General features: G+C 70.4%; 16 protein-coding genes. 13 read left to right on the forward strand and 3 right to left on the reverse strand.

What is annotated here, in order from left to right; all coding sequences use genetic code 11:
- The first annotated feature begins 19 nt into the window (after positions 1–19).
- The 4 genes from IPK81_13845 (at position 20) to IPK81_13860 (ending at position 6,527) form a co-directional block, all read left to right on the forward strand.
- Positions 20–2,530, forward strand: coding sequence for an ABC transporter permease (locus IPK81_13845; protein QQS15109.1), 2,511 nt, complete (start codon positions 20–22; stop codon positions 2,528–2,530).
- A 925-nt stretch (positions 2,531–3,455) separates the two neighbouring features.
- On the forward strand, positions 3,456–3,905 hold the full coding sequence (locus tag IPK81_13850) for an OmpA family protein (protein QQS15110.1): 450 nt from the start codon (positions 3,456–3,458) through the stop codon (positions 3,903–3,905).
- A 212-nt stretch (positions 3,906–4,117) separates the two neighbouring features.
- On the forward strand, positions 4,118–5,188 hold the full coding sequence (gene ada / locus IPK81_13855; protein ID QQS15111.1) for a bifunctional DNA-binding transcriptional regulator/O6-methylguanine-DNA methyltransferase Ada: 1,071 nt from the start codon (positions 4,118–4,120) through the stop codon (positions 5,186–5,188).
- 97 nt (positions 5,189–5,285) lie between these two features.
- Complete coding sequence (locus tag IPK81_13860) at positions 5,286–6,527, forward strand: hypothetical protein (protein QQS10726.1); 1,242 nt, start codon at positions 5,286–5,288, stop codon at positions 6,525–6,527.
- Positions 6,528–6,633: 106 nt separating this feature from the next.
- Here the strand turns inward: IPK81_13860 and IPK81_13865 are convergent, their stop codons facing one another.
- The gene (locus IPK81_13865) at positions 6,634–7,173 is read right to left on the reverse strand and encodes a Smr/MutS family protein (GenBank protein ID QQS10727.1); all 540 of its coding nucleotides are present in this window, start codon (positions 7,171–7,173) and stop codon (positions 6,634–6,636) included.
- A gap of 132 nt (positions 7,174–7,305) precedes the next feature.
- On the opposite strand from IPK81_13865, the gene IPK81_13870 reads away from it, so the two are divergent.
- Positions 7,306–8,703, forward strand: a complete 1,398-nt coding sequence (locus tag IPK81_13870) for a tetratricopeptide repeat protein (GenBank protein ID QQS10728.1) — start codon at positions 7,306–7,308, stop codon at positions 8,701–8,703.
- 27 nt (positions 8,704–8,730) lie between these two features.
- Positions 8,731–9,420 (forward strand): YggS family pyridoxal phosphate-dependent enzyme, encoded by a 690-nt coding sequence (locus IPK81_13875; GenBank protein QQS10729.1) that lies wholly within the window; start codon positions 8,731–8,733, stop codon positions 9,418–9,420.
- 23 nt (positions 9,421–9,443) lie between these two features.
- Here IPK81_13875 and IPK81_13880 read toward each other — a convergent pair whose 3' ends face one another.
- Positions 9,444–10,139, reverse strand: coding sequence for a substrate-binding domain-containing protein (locus IPK81_13880; protein QQS10730.1), 696 nt, complete (start codon positions 10,137–10,139; stop codon positions 9,444–9,446).
- A gap of 13 nt (positions 10,140–10,152) precedes the next feature.
- Positions 10,153–11,124 carry a tripartite tricarboxylate transporter substrate binding protein gene (locus tag IPK81_13885; protein QQS10731.1) on the reverse strand — a complete coding sequence of 324 codons (972 nt, stop codon included), beginning with the start codon at positions 11,122–11,124 and terminating at the stop codon, positions 10,153–10,155.
- 242 nt (positions 11,125–11,366) lie between these two features.
- Between IPK81_13885 and IPK81_13890 the strand changes: the two genes are divergently transcribed.
- The 7 genes from IPK81_13890 to IPK81_13920 all read left to right on the forward strand — a co-directional run bounded on the left by IPK81_13890 (position 11,367) and on the right by IPK81_13920 (position 18,649).
- The gene (locus IPK81_13890; protein ID QQS10732.1) at positions 11,367–12,404 is read left to right on the forward strand and encodes a sel1 repeat family protein; all 1,038 of its coding nucleotides are present in this window, start codon (positions 11,367–11,369) and stop codon (positions 12,402–12,404) included.
- 317 nt (positions 12,405–12,721) lie between these two features.
- Positions 12,722–14,059, forward strand: coding sequence for a site-specific integrase (locus tag IPK81_13895; protein ID QQS10733.1), 1,338 nt, complete (start codon positions 12,722–12,724; stop codon positions 14,057–14,059).
- Between the two features lie 2 nt (positions 14,060–14,061).
- On the forward strand, positions 14,062–15,087 hold the full coding sequence (locus IPK81_13900; protein ID QQS10734.1) for a hypothetical protein: 1,026 nt from the start codon (positions 14,062–14,064) through the stop codon (positions 15,085–15,087).
- Between the two features lie 129 nt (positions 15,088–15,216).
- Positions 15,217–15,513 carry a DNA-binding protein gene (locus IPK81_13905; protein ID QQS10735.1) on the forward strand — a complete coding sequence of 99 codons (297 nt, stop codon included), beginning with the start codon at positions 15,217–15,219 and terminating at the stop codon, positions 15,511–15,513.
- Between the two features lie 57 nt (positions 15,514–15,570).
- A complete protein-coding gene (locus IPK81_13910; GenBank protein QQS10736.1) occupies positions 15,571–16,038 on the forward strand; it encodes a hypothetical protein in 468 nt (155 codons plus the stop codon).
- Positions 16,039–16,052: 14 nt separating this feature from the next.
- Positions 16,053–16,421 carry a hypothetical protein gene (locus IPK81_13915; protein QQS10737.1) on the forward strand — a complete coding sequence of 123 codons (369 nt, stop codon included), beginning with the start codon at positions 16,053–16,055 and terminating at the stop codon, positions 16,419–16,421.
- A 653-nt stretch (positions 16,422–17,074) separates the two neighbouring features.
- A complete protein-coding gene (locus IPK81_13920; GenBank protein ID QQS10738.1) occupies positions 17,075–18,649 on the forward strand; it encodes a hypothetical protein in 1,575 nt (524 codons plus the stop codon).
- Positions 18,650–18,725: the final 76 nt, after the last annotated feature.

Here is an 18,725-nt window from a genome sequence, read left to right on the forward strand (position 1 = left end):
GCTGTCGTGGGCGCTGGCGGTGCGGCTGGCGCTGCGCGAGCTGCGCACGGGGTTCGCCGGCTTCGGCCTGTTCCTCGCCTGCCTGGCGCTCGGCGTCGCCGCCATCGCCGGCATCCTGTCGATCTCGCGCGCGGTCGAGGAGGGGCTGCGGGCCGACGCCCGTTCCCTGCTCGGCGGCGACGTCTCGATCGCGCAATCCTACCGGCCGGCGACGCCGGAGCAGCTCGCCGCATTCGGCCGCGACGGCGCGCGGGTGGCGCGCTGGATCGAGCTGCGCGGCATGGCCCGCGCCGAGGCGCCGGACTCGCGGCCGACGCTGGTGCAGATCAAGGCGGTCGACGGCCTCTATCCGCTGGCCGGCGGGTTGGAGATCGCCGGCGGCGGCGAGCTGCGCGCGCTGCTGGCGCCACGCGACGGCGTGTTCGGCGCCGTGGTCGAGGACATCGCGCTGCGCCGGCTCGGAATCGGCATCGGCGGCCGCGTGCGCGTCGGCGACGCCGTCGTCGAGATCCGCGGCGTCATCGCGCGCGAGCCCGACCGCGGGCTGGGTCTGTTCGGCATCGGTCCGCGCCTGATGCTGTCGCTCGACGCCATGCCGGCCACCGGACTGATCCAGCCCGGCAGCATGATGACCTACGAGTACCGCGTCGCGCTGCCCGACGGCGCCGCCTACCGCGCGTGGATCGGCGATCTCCAACGGCGCTTCCCGCAGGCCGGCTGGCGCGTGCGCGGCCTCGACCAGGCCGGTGGCGGCCTGCGCATGTGGACCGACCGTCTGACGCTCTACCTCGAGCTGATCGGACTGGCGTCGCTGCTGGTCGGCGGCGTCGGTGTCGGCAACGCGGTCGACGCCTTCCTGCGCGCCCGCGTGCGCACCATCGCGATCCTCAAATGCCTCGGCGCGCCGGCGGCGTTGGTGTCGCGCATCTACTTCCTGCAGATCGCCATGCTCGCGGCGGTCGGCATCGCCATCGGCGTCGCGGTCGGCGCGGTGCTGCCGTACCTGGCCGAGGCGGCGATGGGCGACGCGCTGCCGGTGCGCGCCCGCGTCGCGCTCTACGCCAAGCCGCTGGCCGTCGCCGCCACGTTCGGCGGGCTCGTGGCGCTGCTCTTCGCGTTGTGGCCGATGGCGCGCGCCCGCGCCGTGCCGGCCGCCAGCCTGATGCGCGGCGCGGTGTCGCCGGCCGGCTTCCGCCCGACCTTGCGCGACATCGCCATCCTCGGCGCCGCGGCCGCGGCGCTGGTCGCGTTCACCCTGTTCGCGGCGTCCGACAAGCGCATCGCCGCGTGGTTCGCGGTCGGCGCGATCGGCGCCTTCATCGCGTTCCCGCTGCTGGCGCGCGTCGCCATGCTGGCCGCGCGTCTCGCGGGCAGGCCGCGCGCCGCGGTGCTGCGGCTGGCGCTGGCCAACATCCACCGCCCCGGCGCGCCGACGCCGACGGTGATGCTGTCGCTGGGGCTGGGGCTCACCGTGCTGGTGGCGACGGCGCTGGTCGAGGGCAATCTGCAGAACCAGCTCGGCAAGCGCATCCCCAAGGACGCGCCGGCGTTCTTCGTGGTCGACATCCAGCCCGACCAGATCGGCCCGTTCGCGGCGCTGGTCGGCGCCCAGACCGGCGTCACCCGGCTCGACAAGGTGCCCAGCCTGCGCGGCCGCATCGTGCGCATCGCCGGCCGGCCGGTGTCCGAGGTGGCCGTGCCGGCCAACGCGCGCTGGGCGGTCGACGGCGACCGCGGCCTGACCTACGCCGCGGCGCTGCCCGAGGGCAGCCGCGTCGTCGCCGGCGAATGGTGGCCGGCCGACTACAGGGGTCCGCCGCTGATCAGCTTCGACGCCGAGCTGGCGGCCGCGTTCGGCGTCGGCGTCGGCGACACCATCACGCTCAACGTGCTGGGCCGCGACGTCGAGGCGCGGATCGCCAATCTGCGGCGCATCGACTGGACCTCGCTGTCGCTGAACTTCACGTTCGTGTTCGCGCCGGGCGCGCTGGAGCGCGCGCCGCAGACCTTCCTCGCCACCGTCTACGCGCGCGAGCCGGCGGCCGAGGAGGCGGTCTACAAGGCCGTCACCGACCGCTTCGCCAACGTCACCGTCGTGCGGGTCAAGGACGCGCTCGAGACCGCCGGCAAGATCCTCGGCAACATCGGCCTGGCGGCCCGCGCGGTCGGCGTGGTCGGCATCGCCGCCGGACTGCTGGTGCTGGCCGGCGCCATCCTCGCCACCCAGCGCCGCCGCGTGCATGACACCGTGGTCATGAAGGTGCTCGGCGCCACCCGGGCCCGCATCCTCGGCGTCTACGCGCTGGAGTTCGCCGCGCTCGGCCTCGTCACCGCGCTGGCCGCCACCGCCGCCGGCACCTTGGCGGCGTGGCTGGTGGTGCGCTTGGTGATGGGGCTGGAGTGGGTGTTCCTGCCCTCGGTCGCCGTCATCACCGCCGCCGTCGCCGTCGGCCTCACTCTGGCCGTCGGCCTCGCCGGCGCGCTGGCGGCCCTGCGGCAGCGCCCGCTGGCGATTCTGCGGAACGAGTGATCACTCTCTGATCGGCTGCTGGGCGGCCGTGGCGGATTTGCCACATCCGGATCGAGAAATCCGTCAATCCGCCGATTCGAGGCGCGCCGATGTAGGCAGGCGGCGGGGGTTGTCGTATTTGTGCCGGGTCGCGCTGTTGGATCGGGTGGTCCGGCGGCGCTGAAGACGCGGGTGGGAGACGGACGACATGCGTGGAATTCTTTTGGCCGGAGCGGCGCTGGGCGCACTGATGGCGGGCGCGGCGCAGGCCCAGGTCCAGAGCGGGCCCGGCTTTTTCGCGATGATCGACGGCATGTACGCGGTGCATCCCGGCGGCGGCCACAAGATCACGAACAGCGGCGGGACGCGGAACTCGTCGTCGGGCGACGGCTGGGGCGCGAACGCCGTGGTCGGCTACCGCTTCGACGGTGGATGGGACGTGGCGCTCGGCGGCCGGTACGTCGATTTCAGCGCCGGCCGCGCCGACACCTCGCCGTTCACGCCGGGCGCGCGGGTGGATGACGTCAAGGTGTGGAACATCGACGGCGATGTCGGCTACACCATCTCGGGTCCGGGATACGGCGTGCGTCCGTTCCTGGGCGTCCGCTACCAGCGGGCGACGTCGAAATTCTCGTATCCGATCGGCCCGGCCACGGACAAGACCACGTCGTGGGGCATCGGTCCCCGGCTGGGCGTCGACGCCTCGATGCGGCTGACCGAGAGCCTCAGTCTGTTCGGCGGTGTCGACACCGCGTTCCTGTTCGGCAAGATCAAGGACAGCAAGAACGCCGGATTCCCGTTCCCCAACGGCAACTCGAGCCGCATGTTCTGGGACATCGGCATCAAGGCCGGCCTCGACTGGGAGGTCTCGCCATTGTTCCACATCGCCGCCGGCTACAAGGCCGAATGGCTCGACGGCGCGAACTACGAGTATCTATCGACCGGGATCGCGGGCGGACCGAAGGGCCGCAGCGGCGTCCTCGTGCACGGCCCGTTCGTGCGCCTGGCGTACAACTGGGGCGCGCCGCCGTCGGGCCCTGAGGCGCCGAAGCCGGTCGTGAGCGGCAAGAAGAGCTACATCGTGTTCTTCGACTTCGACCGGGCGTTGATCACGCCGACCGCCGCGACCACGATCAAGCAGGCGGCGACGGACGCGAAGGCCGGCAAGTCGACCCGTCTGGACGTGACGGGCCACGCCGACAAGTCGGGTGGCGACGCCTACAACATGGCGCTGTCGCTGCGCCGCGCGAACGCGGTGAAGGACCAGCTGGTGCGCGAGGGCATCCCGGCGAACCAGATCGCGGTCGTGGGCCGTGGCGAGTCGATGCCGCTGGTGCAGACTGCGGACGGCGTGCGCGAGCCGCAGAACCGCCGCGTCGAGATCGTCCTGAACTGACGATCCGCACCGGACCAGGACACGAAGGGCCGCCCCTCGGGGCGGCCCTTTTTGTTTGGGGCAGGGGTCCCGAATTCACCGCAGGAACCGGATAGCGACGGTCCGCCGAAGGGTGTTCACTGCGCCCCATGGACATGACCCGCACCCCCGCCCCCCGCGCGCCGTGCTCGCCCGATCCGGTCGCGCTCCCCGCCGCCACGGCCACCGCCGCGATGCCCGACGACGCGACCTGCTGGGCCGCGGTCGGACGGCGCGACCGCGCCTACAACGGCCGCTTCTATTTCTCCGTGCGCACCACCGGCGTCTACTGCCTGCCGTCCTGCGCGGCCCGTCCGGCGCGGCGCGAGAACGTCGCCTTCCACGCCTCCTGCGAGGCCGCCGAGGCCGCCGGCTTCCGCGCCTGCAAGCGCTGCAAGCCGCGGGAATGGCGGGCCGATGCCGGCCTGTCGCGCGCCGTGGCCGAGGCCTGCCGCCGGCTCGACACCGACGACTCCGAGTCGCGTCCCTCGCTCGAGCGCATCGCCCGCGGCCTGGGCATCACCGCCTCGACCCTGACGCGGCGCTTCCAGCGCGAACTCGGTATGACGCCGCGCGACTGGATCGCGGCCCGCAAGAGCGGCCGCTTCCGCGCCGCGCTGCGCCAGGGCGGCTCGGTGACCGAGGCGCTCTACGACGCCGGCTACGGCAGCGCCAGCCGGGTCTACGAATCCTCCGACAAGGTGCTGGGCATGACTCCCGCGACGTACCGGAAAGGCGGCGCCGGCGCGCGTCTGGCCTACGCCATCGCCGACAGCGACCACGGCCGCGTGCTGGTCGCGGCCACGCCGAAGGGCGTCGCCGCCGTGTTCCTCGGGGCCGACGATTCGGCGCTGGTGGACGAGCTGCGCGCAGACTTCCCGGCCGCCGAGATCGCGCCCGACGACGGTGCGCTGGCGCCGCGGGTGAAGGCCGTGCTGGCCCGCCTCGACGGCCGCAAGCCCACCGCGCTCGACGCCGCCGACGTGCCGCTCGACATCGCCGGCACCGCGTTCCAGTGGCGGGTGTGGAAGGCGCTGACCGAGATCCCGGCCGGCGAGACGCGCACCTACGGCCAGATCGCGGGCGCGCTCGGCCGTCCCAACGCCGCCCGCGCCGTCGGCCGCGCCTGCGCCACCAATCCGGTGTCGATCGTCGTGCCGTGCCACCGCGCCGTCGGCTCGACCGGCGCGCTCACCGGCTACCGCTGGGGCGTCGAGCGCAAGAAGCGCCTGCTGGAGGGCGAGCGCCGGCGCGCGGCGCGGTAGCTCGGGCCGGCGTCCGCCACCGTCCATCCGGACGGCTTGGCGGCCACGACAAGGCTATGCTTTCCTGCGTGGCGGGTGTCGTCCCGAGGGAGCGCAGATGGGCTGGATGTCCCGCATCCCCGACAGGCTGCTCGACTGGGCGGGACGCGTCGGCGCCGATCCGGCCGATAGCGGCGAGATCGTCCTGCGGAAACGGCTGGTCGTCCTGCTGTGCGTCGGCACGCTGCCGCTCACCGCGCTGTGGAGCGCCATCTATTTCGCGGTCGGCGCGCCATGGGCCGCCGCCATTCCCGGCTTCTACACGGTCTTCACACCGATCAACACGGCGCTCTTCGCCTGGACGCGCGATCTCGGCCTCTACCGCTCCACCCAGCTCCTGACCATCCTGATCCTGCCGTTCCTCGTGCAGCTCGCGCTCGGCGGCTTCCGCGAATCGAGCGTCGTGATCATCTGGGCCGCCCTTTGCCCGCTCGGTTCGCTGCTGATCGAGGACCGGCGCCGGACGCTTCTATGGATCGTGGGGTTCATCGTCCTGCTGGCGGTGGCGGTGCTGGTCGAGCCGGCGCTGACGCCGGCCGGGCTGCCCCCTTGGTTCGTCACTACGTTCTTCGCGCTCAACGTCGGCTGCGTGATCGCGATCACCTTCGGGCTGCTGCACTACTTCGTCGGCCGCCGCGACTTCTTCCAGCAGCGCTCCGAGATGCTGCTGCTCAACATCCTGCCGCGCGAGATCTCCGAGGCCCTCAAGGCCGAGCAGCGCACCATCGCCGCCCACCACGAGGCGGCCAGCGTCCTGTTCGCCGACGTGGTCGATTTCACGCCGATGGCCGCCACGATGACGCCGTTGCAACTGGTCGACCTGCTGAACGAGGTGTTCCAGTGCTTCGACGGGCTGGTCGAGCGCTACGGGCTCGAGAAGATCAAGACGATCGGCGACTGCTACATGGTCGCGTCGGGCGTGCCGGCGGCGCGCGAGGACCACGCCGTCGCGCTGGTCGATCTGGCGCTGGAGATGCGCGACGCGGTCGCCGCGCGCCGCTTCGGCGGCCGCGCGCTGGCGTTCCGCATCGGCGTCAACTCCGGCCCGGTGGTCGCCGGCGTCATCGGCCGCAAGAAATTCATCTACGACCTGTGGGGCGAGGCCGTGAACCTGGCCAGCCGGATGGAGTCGCATGGCCAGAGCGGCGCCATCCAGATCACGCGCGGCACCTACGATCTGGTGAAGGACCGCTACGTCTGCGAACCACGGGGCGCGATCGAGGTGAAGGGCGCGGGCCGCATGGAGATCTGGCATGTGACCGGGCGAGTCGGCGCCCGCGAGACCGCGGCGTCCGCATAGTCCAGCCTGCGGACTGTCGATCGATCCGGCGGTCGATCCCCGGGCCGTCGCTGCGACGCGACCTTGGCCTGCGCGACGTGCGGTGCGCCACTGAGGGCGGTCCGCGCTACCCCGCCTTCCGCAGCACCACGTAGAACGCCCCGCCGCCGCCGTGTCGCGGGCTGGCGGCGCGCACGCCGACCACCCGGGCGCGGTTCTCCGGCCGGTTGAGCCAGTGCGGGAACTCGGCGCGGATGCGGCCGCCGACCATGTGGCCGTCGGCCTCGCGCAGGCCCTTGCCGGTCACCACCAGCGCCAGCCGCTGGTCGCGCTGTTGGCACGTCGCGAGGAAGCGGGTCAGGGCGCGTTCCGCCTCGGCCAGGGTGTAGCCGTGCAGATCGAGCTTGGCGTCGGGCGCGACCCGGCCGCGGCGCAGCCTCGTGTCGCTGGCCCGGTCCAGGCCGGTGGCGGCGACGGGATCGAGCGGCCGGGCGCCGGCGGGCATCTTCGGCGGCTCGGGCTCGCGCGGCTGGATCGGCCTCTCGCGCAGCAGGTCGCGGAGGCGCGGCGGCGGCTCGACCACTTTCACCGACTTCCGCCCCTTGCGGTCGGTCAGGCGCCGCGCGTCGGCCATGGCGGCGCGGAATATCTCGTGGTCGTCGGGCATCGGCGGCGATGTAGCACGTTCCGGGCCGCGCGGCGGCGTTCCGCGCCCCGTGCGGCGACCCCGGCCGGCGCATTGCTGGAATCCGCGGCGCCGGCTACAAGCGCCCGGCGTTTCTCCCGCAGGATTCCGCCCATGGCCGCGCCGACGCCTTCCGTGCTTTCGCCGATCCCCGGCGGGATCGATCCCGACCTGCGGGACGGCATGGAGTTCCTGCGCGCCGGCCAGATCGCCGACGCCGAGATCCGGTTCCGCACCGCCATGGGCCGGCTCGGCGAGCGCCCCGAGATTCTGCACTTCCTCGCCGTCTGCGCCTTCCAGAAGGACGACGCCGCCGGCGCCGAGAAGCTGTGGCGCCGCGCCGTCAAGCGCGACCCCGACGAGGCGATGTTGCATTTCAACGTCGGTGCGGCCCAGCACCGGCAGGGCAAGATCGACGAGGCGATCCGCACCTGGCGGCAGACCCTGCGGCTGCGGCCGGACTACCACGAGGCGCGGCTGCGGCTGGCCGGCGTCTGCGCCGACCGCGAGGATTTCGCGGCCGCCGAGACCGAGTTCCGCGCCCTGATCGCGGCGCTCGACAGACCCGAGGCGACCGAGGGCCTGTCGCCCGAGGCGGTCAAGCAGATGTGGCAGCGCCGCGCCATGGCGCAGGCCGGGCTGGGCTACGCGCTGTTCCGCCTGGACCGCGCCGCCGAGGCGCTGGCGCCGTTCGACGCGGCGCTGGCGGCGATCGACGCGACCTCGCCGGAATGGCCGGGCATCCAGGGCGACCGCGGCCTGGCACTGGCCAGCGCCGGCCGGCTCGACGACGCGCTGGCGGCGATCGACGAAGCCTTGGCGGCGGCGCCGGGCAACGCCCGGCTGCACCACAGCCGCGGCCACGTGCTGCACCACGCCGGCCGCCTCGAGGAGTCGGAGCCGTCGTTCCTGAAGGCGATCGAGCTCGATCCCGCCAGCGCCGATTCGGCGCGGCTGCTGGGGCTGGGGCGCGAGGCGCGCGGCGACGTCGCCGGCGCCATGGAGGCCTACGAGACCGCGCTCAAGGGGCGCCCCGATTTCGCGACCGCGATCTACGACCTCAGCTCGGTGGCGCTGGAGGCCAAACTCTACGGCCGCGCGCTCGACGCGCTGAAGCCGTGGTTGGACGTCCATCGCGACGACGCCAAGGCGTGGAACAACGCCGGCCTCGCCTTCCTCGGCCTGAACGAGAACGAGCGCGCGCTGCAGGCGTTCAAACGCGCCAACCGGATCGATCCCGCCGATCCGCTGATCCTCAACAACTACGGCCGCGCGTTGCTGGCGGTGGGACGCGCCACGGAGGCCGCGCCGCTGCACCGAAAGGCGCTGGAGAAGCTGCCGGGCGACGCCCGCCTGCTGGCCTACTACGGCGAGTGCCTTCTGGCGCTGGGGCGCCTCGACGCGGCGGTGAGCATGTTCACGGCGGCGGTGTCCGCCAATCCCGATCTGCCGCTGGCGCACGAGGGCCTCGACCGCGCCCGCGCGCGCATCGGCGCGGCGCCGGATTCCTGAGCCGCGGCCATGGACGGAGACTCCGCGATGACCGGTCCCGCCTTCGACGCCGCGGCCAATCTCGCGGAAGTGCGCGCCCGCATCGACGCCGCCGCGCGCGCCGCCGGCCGCGATCCGTCGGAGGTCACGCTGGTCGCGGTGTCCAAGACCAATCCGGCGGAGCGCGTCGCGGCGTTGATCGCCGCCGGGCAGCTGATATTCGCGGAGAACCGCGTGCAGGAGGCGCAGGGCAAGTATCCCGCCCTGCAAGCCGCGCATCCCGGCCTGGAACTCCATCTTATCGGCCCGCTGCAGACCAACAAGGTGCGCGAGGCCATCGCCTTGTTCGACGTGATCGAGAGCGTCGACCGGCCCAAGCTGGCCGCCGAGCTGGCCAAGGAGATGGCGAAGCAGGGCCGCCGGCCGGACTGCTTCGTGCAGGTCAACACAGGCGAGGAGCCACAGAAGGCCGGCGTCATGCCGCGCGACGCCGACGCCTTCATCCGCGACTGCCGCGACACGCACGGCCTGCCCGTCGTCGGGCTGATGTGCATCCCGCCGGCCGACGAGGAGCCGGCGCTGCATTTCGCGCTGCTGCGCAAGATCGCCGAACGCAACGGCCTGACGCGGCTCAGCATGGGCATGAGCGCCGACTACGAGAGCGCGATCCGCCTCGGCGCCACCCATGTGCGCGTCGGCACGGCGCTGTTCGGCGCCCGCGCGACGCCGGCGGGTTGAGCGCCGGCCGCGCGCGTCGCCGCTCAGACGAAGCCCAGCGACCGCCGGCGATCGGCGCCCGAGGCGTCGGTCAGCAGCGCGATCAGACGCGCCGCGAGATCGGGCGCGCGCGCCGCGGCGCCGATGGCCGCCGTGTATGTCGTCGCCAGATCGCAGCCCGGCGGCAGCGGCGCCACCAGCGCCAGCCCCGGCGTGGCGAGGATCTCGGTGACCTGCGTGCAGCCGATCGGCGCGCGGCCGGAATCGGCCGCCAGCGCGCGCATCGCCGTGGCGCCGTTGGGCGCCGGCCGCAGGCGGTCCGCGACCGCTTCCCAGACGTCGAGGTCGCGCAGCACCTTGGCGAAGTGGATGCCCGCCGTGGCCTGTTCCGGGTCGGGGAAGTGGATCGCGTCGGCGGCCAGCAGGGCGGCGCGCAGCGACGCGGCGTCGCCGACCGCGGGCGCCGGATCGCCCGAGCGCACCGCGATGGCGGTCGCGACCGCGCCGATGTCGCGCGCCGAGCCGCCGAGCACATGGCCGTCGCCCACCAGACCGTCGATCAGCGCGCGCGAGAGGATCACCACGTCGGCCGCGTCGCCGTCGATCAGCCGCGCGCGCATCGCGCCCACGGCGCCGAACGTGCCGTCGATGGTGGCGCCGGTCGCGGCGGCGAACGCCGCGCGCGTCGCCTCGACCAGCCCCTGCGCCGCGCCGCCACTGAGAAGCCGCAGCGTGGTCACGGCGGATGCCTCCTCACTGCGCCTTCGCCCCGGACACGGCGATCACCTTCGCCCATTTCTCGATGTCGCGCTGGAGGAAGGCGCCGAACGCCGCGGCGTCCATGGTCATCGGCACGGCGCCCTGCTTGGCCCACGCCTCGGCCACCGCCGGCCGCGCGATGATCGCGGCGATCGCGGCGTTGAGCTTGGCCACGACCGCCGGTGGCGTGCCCGCCGGCGCCATGATCCCCAGCCAGATCGTCGCGTCGTAGCCCGGCAGTCCGGCCTCGGCCATCGTCGGCACCGACGCCAGCACGGCCGAGCGCGTCTGCCCGGTGGTCGCCAGCGCCCGCACCTGGCCGCCGGCGATCGGGCCGGCCATCGCCGTCACCGCGTCGATCATCATCGGCACGTGGCCGCCGTAGACGCTGCTCCGCGCCTCGCCGCTGCCGCGGTGGGGAACGTGCAGGATGTCGGTGCCGCTCATGGCTTTGAACAGTTCGCCGGCCATGTGGTAGGGCGTGCCCGGTCCGGACGATGCGTAGCTCAGCTTGCCCGGCTGCGCCTTGGCCAGCGCGATGAAAGCCTTCAGGTCCGTCGCCGCGACGGCGGGATGCACCACCATCACCAGGTCGGACGAGTTGACCGGCGCCACCGGCGCCAGGTCGCGCATCAGCGCGTAGGGCTTGTTGGCCAGCAGCGTCTCGTTGGTGGTGTGCGTGTTGGACATCATCAGCAGCGTGTGGCCGTCGGGCGCCGCCTTGGCGACGATGTCCGTGCCGATCACGGCGCCGCCGCCGGGCCGGTTCTCGATCACGAAGGGCTGCTTCAAAGACTCCGACAGCTCGGCGCCGAGGAAGCGGGCGTAGACGTCGGCCGGCCCGCCCGGCCCGAACGGCACGACGATGCGCACCGGCTTGCTGGGATAGTCCTGCGCCATGGCCGTCGCGGCCGGCAGCGCGGCCAACGACGCGATCAACAAGCCGAGTCTCGCGATCCACCGCATGACGATCCCTCCCGGTGCGCCGGCGCCACGTCTAACGGATGCGTGATCTGGTTGGGTGCCGGCGGTTGATTGCCGGGAGTCATGCCATGGCGTCGGCGGAGGCGCTAGGAGGGTTATCCGTGCCGCGCGGGATTGCGGTTGCGCCGCGATCTCGGCATCGTCGATGGGTGGAGACATCCCCCCAGTCGGATGATCGCCGGATCCCGGTCTGTCGCTGACAATCGCTGATGGAGGAAGGTTTCATGCGTCGCATTTTCGCTGGTTCTCTCGCGGTCGCGATTGCGCTCGCGACCCCCGCTATCGCTGGTCCGCTTGAGGACGCGAAAGCCGCATACGGCCGTCGCGAATTCGTCGTGGCGATACCGCAGTTGCGCCAGCTCGCCGAGCAAGGCGACGCCGAGGCGCAGTACATCCTCGGACACGCATCGCGAATGGCCAACGGCGTGCCAAAAGATTATGTGGAAACGGTGCGCTGGTACCGCAAGTCCGCTGAGCAGGGACACGAAAGGGCACAGTGGAATCTTGGTGAAATGTACTGGAGCGGCCGCGGCGTCCCGCAAGACTATACGGAGGCGATGCGCTGGTATCGAAAGGCAGCCGAGCAAGGCAACAATGTCTACCAATCCAATGTCGGTGTTTATTACCACGACGGAGAAGGCGTGCCGCGCGACTACGTAGAGGCCGCACGGTGGTTCAGGAAGGCGGCCGAACAGGGCAACGGAATTGCGCAGAACGCGCTTGGCCGAATGTACGCCAGAGGTCGAGGCGTGCCGCAGGACTATCCGGAGGCCATGCTGTGGTATCGGAAAGCCGCCGAGCAGGGTGATGCAAACGCCCAAATTCGCGTCGGCGAGTTGTACCAAGCCGGCCGGGGTGTGGTGGCGGACAACGCGGAGGCCTTCCGCTGGTATCGGTTAGGGGCCGAACAAGGACATCCTGCGGGGGCTTACTACGTTGGTGTCATGTACGCCAAGGGTGAGGGCGTGACGCAGGATTATTCAGAAGCGGTTCGTTGGCTGGTAGGGGCGGCCAGCATGGCCGATGCGGACGCTGCATCGTACCTCGGCGCGATGTACGCTAACGGTCGCGGACTGACGCAGGACTACGTACAGGCGCACATGTGGTACGACCTCGCGGCCGCCTTCTACGAATCGCCCTCGGCGGTGGAGCATCGTGAAGGTGCGATCCGAAACCGCGACAGACTAACTGAGAAAATGACGCCCGCGCAGGTCGAGGAGGCGAAGCGGCTTGCCGATGATCGCAAGCGGGGGGTGCGCTGAGGGGCATGATATCGGCGACGCCGGCCGGCGTCGCAGCCGCCCGGTCCGTCAAGCCGCCACAACGACAAAGGCCGGAACTTTCGTCCCGGCCCCGCGTTATCCTGAAAATGGTGCCCCGAGTCGGATTTGAACCAACGGCCTACCGCTTACGAAGCGGCGCATCCGAGCCATCGACGGTTTCTCTGTTTTGCTGAATGCCTCAGCTCATAGCAATTTAAGCCACTTCTTCTTTCCTCTCGTTTCCTCTGCCCGCCCCGTGTTATACGGGCCGTGGTCCCCCGGTGGTCCCCGGAGGGAATCGCGCAGGGGCGCAGAGGATGAGCGACAGACTCACAAAACGCTCTATCGACGCAGCGAGGCCAGGTCCGCGCGAGGTGGTGTTGTGGGACGGCGAGATCCGCGGCTTCGGCCTCCGCATCCGGCCGAGTGGCGTCCGTTCGTTCGTTTACGTCTACCGGCCCGGCGGCGGCCGCGCGTCGCCGAAACGCAGGGTAACGATCGGCAGCCACGGCGAGATCACGCTCGAGGACGCGCGCCTCAAGGCGAAGAAACTCGCCGGTGACGTAGCCCATGACCGCGACCCCGCGAAGGAGAAGCGAGCCAAGCGCCGTGCCAAGGCGTCGGCCGCAGCGTCGACGGTGGCGGGACTCGTTCCTCTCTTCGCCGAGCAGCATCACCGCGCGCGCGGAAACCGATGGGCGGATGAAGCCGAGCGCACGCTGAAATTCGACGCCGTCCGGAAGTGGGGCAGTCGATCGGTCGCAGAGATCGAACCCGTCGAGATCACCAGACTGTTGCGCGAAGTCGCGACCCAACGAGGCGCACCGGTCCAGGCGCGACGGCTCTACATCGCGCTATCGAGATTCTTCCGGTGGTGCGCGACGGAAGGCTACTGCTCCGGATCGCCGATGGTCGCCGTCGAGGCGCCGGCACCGGAGCGGGCCCGCGATCGTGTGATCAGCGATGAGGAGATCGCGCTTATGTGGCGCGCCGCAGATCGCATGTCCTATCCCTTCGGCCCCTGCGTTCAACTCCTGATCCTCACTGGCGCACGCCGCAACGAAATCGCCGAGGCCGAACGCGGCGAGTTCGATCTCGACGCCGCGACGTGGCTCCTCCCGGCGGCGCGCTCGAAGAACAAGCGGCCTCATCTTCGGCATCTCTCGCCGCTCACCGTCGAGCTCCTGAAGACCCTTCCGGAGCTGGGTCAACCTTTGTTGCCCGCGCCGGCGCCGAGGCGGAGCCGTCCGCCGCGTGACACCCCACTAGCGTCGTCGCTGCTGTTCTCGACAAACGGCTCAACGGCGGTTTCCGGCTTCAGCAAGGTCAGGACGCGGCTTCAGCTCGACATGACGACTGAAGCGGAACGGCTCGGCATCGCCCCGCCGGCGGATGACTGGACGTTCCACGATCTACGTCGATCGATGGTGACCTGGCTCGCTGGCGCGGGCTTCGCGATCCACGTCGCCGACAAGGTGCTCGGGCATGTCTCCGGGGCGATACAGGGCGTCACGGCGATCTACCAGCGCAACGAGTTTCTGCCGGAGCGGAAGGCCGCGATGTTGGCATGGGGCGAGCACGTCGCGGCGATCGTGTCGGGACGCGAGGGCGGCGGCAACGCCGTGGCGCTGCGCGGCGCGAAGAGCGGAGGCTGACGATGGCGCAGAAGGCAAGCGACCTCCGTCGCGATCCGCGGGTAGCGCGTGCCCGCCGGAAGCACGCCTTCCTGAAGACCGCCAAGGTATCGCCGGCGGTCTCGGCTTCCGCCCGGCTGCCGGACATGAGCACCGAACAGCGGGCCGAGATTGTCGCGGCCTATGACGTGATGGGCCTCGCCGAAACTCTGAGATTGCGCGCCATGAAAAGGGCAAGCCTTCATGGTGCGGTCAACCACGTGAGTATGTGCCTTCGCGGCGCTCAACCCAACCCAGAGATGATCTGGCGCGACACGCCAGTTCAAAAAGCGGCGAGTTCGCAGGCGCCGTCGCAACTCCTAGAGATATTAGCGGACGGCGCGTTGACGGCCGAAGGTGTGCTTCACTCAATCGAGAATGGGGTGGTGACGCAGCGCCTCGTCACAATTGGCAGAGAATGGTGGAAGCTCGCGATCACAACGGAAGATCGCGGCAAGGTGGTCGCGGCGAGCGGCCGGCCCTTCAATGTGGTCGATATGCATTGGGGCGAAATGGTCCGTCTCGTGGAACCGTCGCGTGGTACTTCCGGTGTGCCCACCAGGCTTACCGACGAGGACTTGGCCGAGGATTCGCGCTTCAGCATCAGCGGCATGCAGGTTGCCGCAGCGATCTCCGACATCGATGTCGACAGAGCGGCGCTTGATCAGATTTTCCCGCTGACGCGCAAACAGGCGGCCACGCTGCGCGCCGAGGCGGCGGAACTGGATCGCGGCGGCCCCACGCCCAATTTCGATCTCAGGATTAAAATTCAAGGAATAGCGAGAGATGTCCTGAAGGCAAAGCGCGGCGATCTCGCAGGGATATTGAAGGAGATCGCTGATCGCCATGTCGGGAACGGCGGGTCCGCTCTGAATCCCAAAGACGTTGAGCGCTTACTCTGGCCGGATTTGCAGGGCGACCGGGAAAGCGACGCGCGATGGAAAAGGCGCAACGGCGCGTCAGCAGGGGTTACGCCCCAAACGCCGGCAGACCGCTCAAAGAGGCGATGACCCTTATACGACCGCATTTCATTTGAGGTGTAACCCCCAAAGTGGGGTTGCGCTCTTACGCCGCCGAGAAACTCGGCGATCTTGCGCCCAGCCGCCCGACGTAACCGGGCAACTGACCGCAGGTGCCAAATGCCTCACGACGCCGTCAACACTAGCCAACCGTTCGAGATCGTCGACACTGCCGGCGCCGAGGCGATCGTCGGCCTCTCCGCCTCGACGCTAGAGAAGAAGCGCTGCACGGGCGGCGGGCCGCCGTTTGTCAAATACGGGAAGGCGGTGCGCTACCGCGTCGCCGATCTCCGCGCCTGGGCCGCCGCGCACGTCGTCACGTCGACATCGGCACGCCCGGCGCCCGAGATAGCGGAGCACATCAAGAAGGCGGACAAAAGCCGACGCAGCGGAGGGCGCAGCAAGAGGGGCGTCTGAGGTGTTCGGGCCGAAGCCGCCACGCGCAAGGCGGCGTTGATGCGCTGGGACGCCGGGTTGTTCGTGCTGATCGTGGCGCGGATCGCGCGGCCAGCCAAAGAAATGCATCTGGACCTATCGACGCCGACTCGCGGGATGCCGTGCAGATTCGCATCGCTGCCGACGCTACCCATTCCCCCCTCAGACGAAAAACGTCCACCACGTGGACCGGGCCGGGCGAAGATCGAGATCACCACAATGCCAGTGCCAATGACTAGTTCCGTCGCCGCGACCGCGGCGCAGGCTGACCTCGTCGTCGCGTCGATACCGAATGGCCGCCGCCGCGACGAGCTCCGCTTCTCTTTTGCGACATACAAAGGGCGCGCGTCCGTCGCGGCGCTGATCTGGTATCTCGACGACGCTGGCGCGACGAAGCCGCCGGCCAAGGGCTTCAACGTCAGAGCCGATCTGCTGCCGGCGATCGCCGAGAGGTTCGCGCGCGCGCCTGTCGAGTCCAACGGTGCGGCCGATGTCGGCACGTCCTAGGGCGGCGCCGGGCGATGGCAACGCGGCCGAGCTATATCCCGGCGCCACCAAAGGACAAGCAGGTGTTCGCCCTGGTGAAGTGGCGGATCATCGACGCCCTGATTACCGCCGACCTGCCCGACAAGACGAAGGTCATCGGGATGCTGATCATCACCGCCATCGGCCGCAGGGACGGGTTCGCCTATATGTCCGTCGACAAGATCGCCGAGAAGGTCCACGCGCATCGATCGAGGGTCGCGCCGTCGCTCAAGACGCTGGTCAACGACGGCTACATCGAGCGGCACGTCGGCCGCAGCGGCGCGGCGAGCGAGTACTGGCTCGACTGGTCGAAGTGGAAGCCGCCGGGTGCGTCGCCGGTGCATCTCGGGGAGATCCCGTTTTGACCGCCGCCGCGACTGTCCCGCGCGCTGCCACAGACCCTGCGACGGCGGCGCCCGTGTCCTGTCACTGTCTCCGAGACGGGGACACGCCAGTGTCGCGAAAACGCGACGCTGTAGCGTCGCGAAAGCGCGACGCTATCTATGTCGCGAAAACGCGACGCTACAGCGTCTCAAAAACGCGACGCTCCAGTGTCGCGAAAACGCGCCACCATCTTGTCTTACACATCCCGCTCATTCATCCAGCTCTTCATTCATCCCGCCCATCACATCCATTTTCCGCGCTACGCGCGGGCCGCCGACGCCGGCCTCGCTTCGCTCGCCGACGTCACCGGGCCGGCGCAGCGCAACCTGATCGGCTGGATGCCGCGGGAGACGAATACGACGGCCAACGCCGCGTCGCGCGCCGCCGATCGGAGCCACCGGGGGACGACCACTACCGGGCGGCACGGGGCATGGACCGTTTGTGGCCTCCCTTGGAATCGGGAGCAAGGAGGGGTGTGGATTCCGGGATCTCGGCCGCCGGGGGACCGGGTCCGAACATCCGCGTCAAGGGGTGCGACCGGGAGCTGTCGACTGATGGTAGAGATGTGGCTCATCGAGGGCGCGTTAGTGGCGTCGCTCAGGGCCTCCGTACCAGAATGGTCTTTGCCGCGTCCTTGTTCACGATCGCGATCCAGGCGCTCTTCTGGGTGGCCTTCGCGGTCGTTTGCGCGCTTCCGGCGATCAGGGCGGCACTGGCGCGCCGGCTGGTGTTCCGCGCGCTCCTGGTCGCGGTCTGCGTCGCGGCATCGTTGATCGGACCGACGACCCTCGGCCTCGAGTACGAGGACGCCTACGTCCACCAGGCGGCGGCTTACCTGCAGACCGCCCATTTCGCGTCGGGCAAGTTTCCGTTCTATCTCGACGTCTGCGTCGCCGGCACCGTGGCGGACTGCACCGTGCAGGCGACCTTCGGCACCCACCTGCCGGGATATGCGTCGCTGCTGTCCATCCTCCAGCACATGGTCGGCGAGCGCCGCTGGCTGGCCAACGCGACATCCATCGCGGCGACGGCGCTCGCCGTGCAGGTGTGCTGGTCCCTGCTGGAGGAGCATGCGACGGATCCCGCTGCGCGGGCCCTCGCGATGTGCCTCCTCCTGGCCGCCCCCGGCTTCCATCTGGTGGGAGGGTCGACCTTCGCCGAGCCGCTGTTCGCGTTCCTCGTCGTCTGCCACGTGAAGGCGCAACTCGACGTCGCGAAAGAGGGCCAAGGGCGCCATGGCCGGCTCGGCGCGTCGGTCCTTTTCGTCGCGTCCGGCGCGCTGATGATCCTGACCAAGAAGGAAGGCGTGCTGGTTCCGGGCGTCGCGTGCGTCGCGGCCGCGGCGATGTTCGTCGCTCGCCAGCGTTCAGGCGACCGGTCCACGGGCGCCGTCGTGACCGGCGCGATGGCGGCGGGCCTGGTCATGTTCGCGGTCTTCGGCGTCGGCATCCTCGACGCCGCTGGACGGCACGGCGCGGATATCGGGAGGGCCGCGTTCGCGCTGGAGAACGTCCCCCGGCTCCTCCCGGCATTGGCGTCCGCCGCCCTCTCGACCGGTGATTTCGGGATTCTCGGGATCGCGGCTGTCGCCGCGCTCCCCGTGGTGGTGCTCGGCCGCGACCGTGTCGGTCTGCGTCTGGTAGCGATTCTCGCGGGCTTCGCCCTCCTCTACACCTCGCACGCGAGGCATCGCCACTTCGCCGCCGGCGGCGACGTGGATCCCGCCGAGATGGTCCGTTACGTCCACGCCATGGCGCCGCTCGCCGCGGTCGTCGTCGGCATCGCGGCCTCGCGGGCGGCCGGTTTTCTGCGGGCCGCCGGCTTCGATCGCGCCGTTCGCGCGTCCGTGGCGCTGGCGGCGATGGGCCTCGTGGGCTGGCTTCCGGTGGCGGCCGTCGAACTGGACACCCTCAGGAGCGGGATCGCGCGGGCCGAGGCGGAGCGACGACTGGCGGCGGTCACGGTGGTTCCCGTGGATCGCCGCGAGGGCGCGATCTTCGTCACGCCATTCCCGGCCGCCTTGGTGTCGGCTTATGGAGCGAGGACGCGAGTGGTTGATAGCGCATCGCTCGGGTATGCCGATGTGCGGGAGCTGGTGCTCGATCATGCGCGCCGTGGCGGCGCGGTGGGCGTCGATCCGAGCCTCTGCGTCGGGGGCGCCCCGGCGGAACTCGACGACCTTTGCGCCCTGGGATGGAGAGAACGGTAGACGATCCGCCACCGTGCGCTATCGCGATCGCCGGAGAGCGCGGCGCCGGCGCGGGCCGTCACCTTGTCCGGACCGG

The sequence above is a fragment of the Rhodospirillales bacterium genome, from assembly GCA_016699855.1.
In the GTDB taxonomy this organism is placed as follows: Bacteria; Pseudomonadota; Alphaproteobacteria; order Reyranellales; family Reyranellaceae.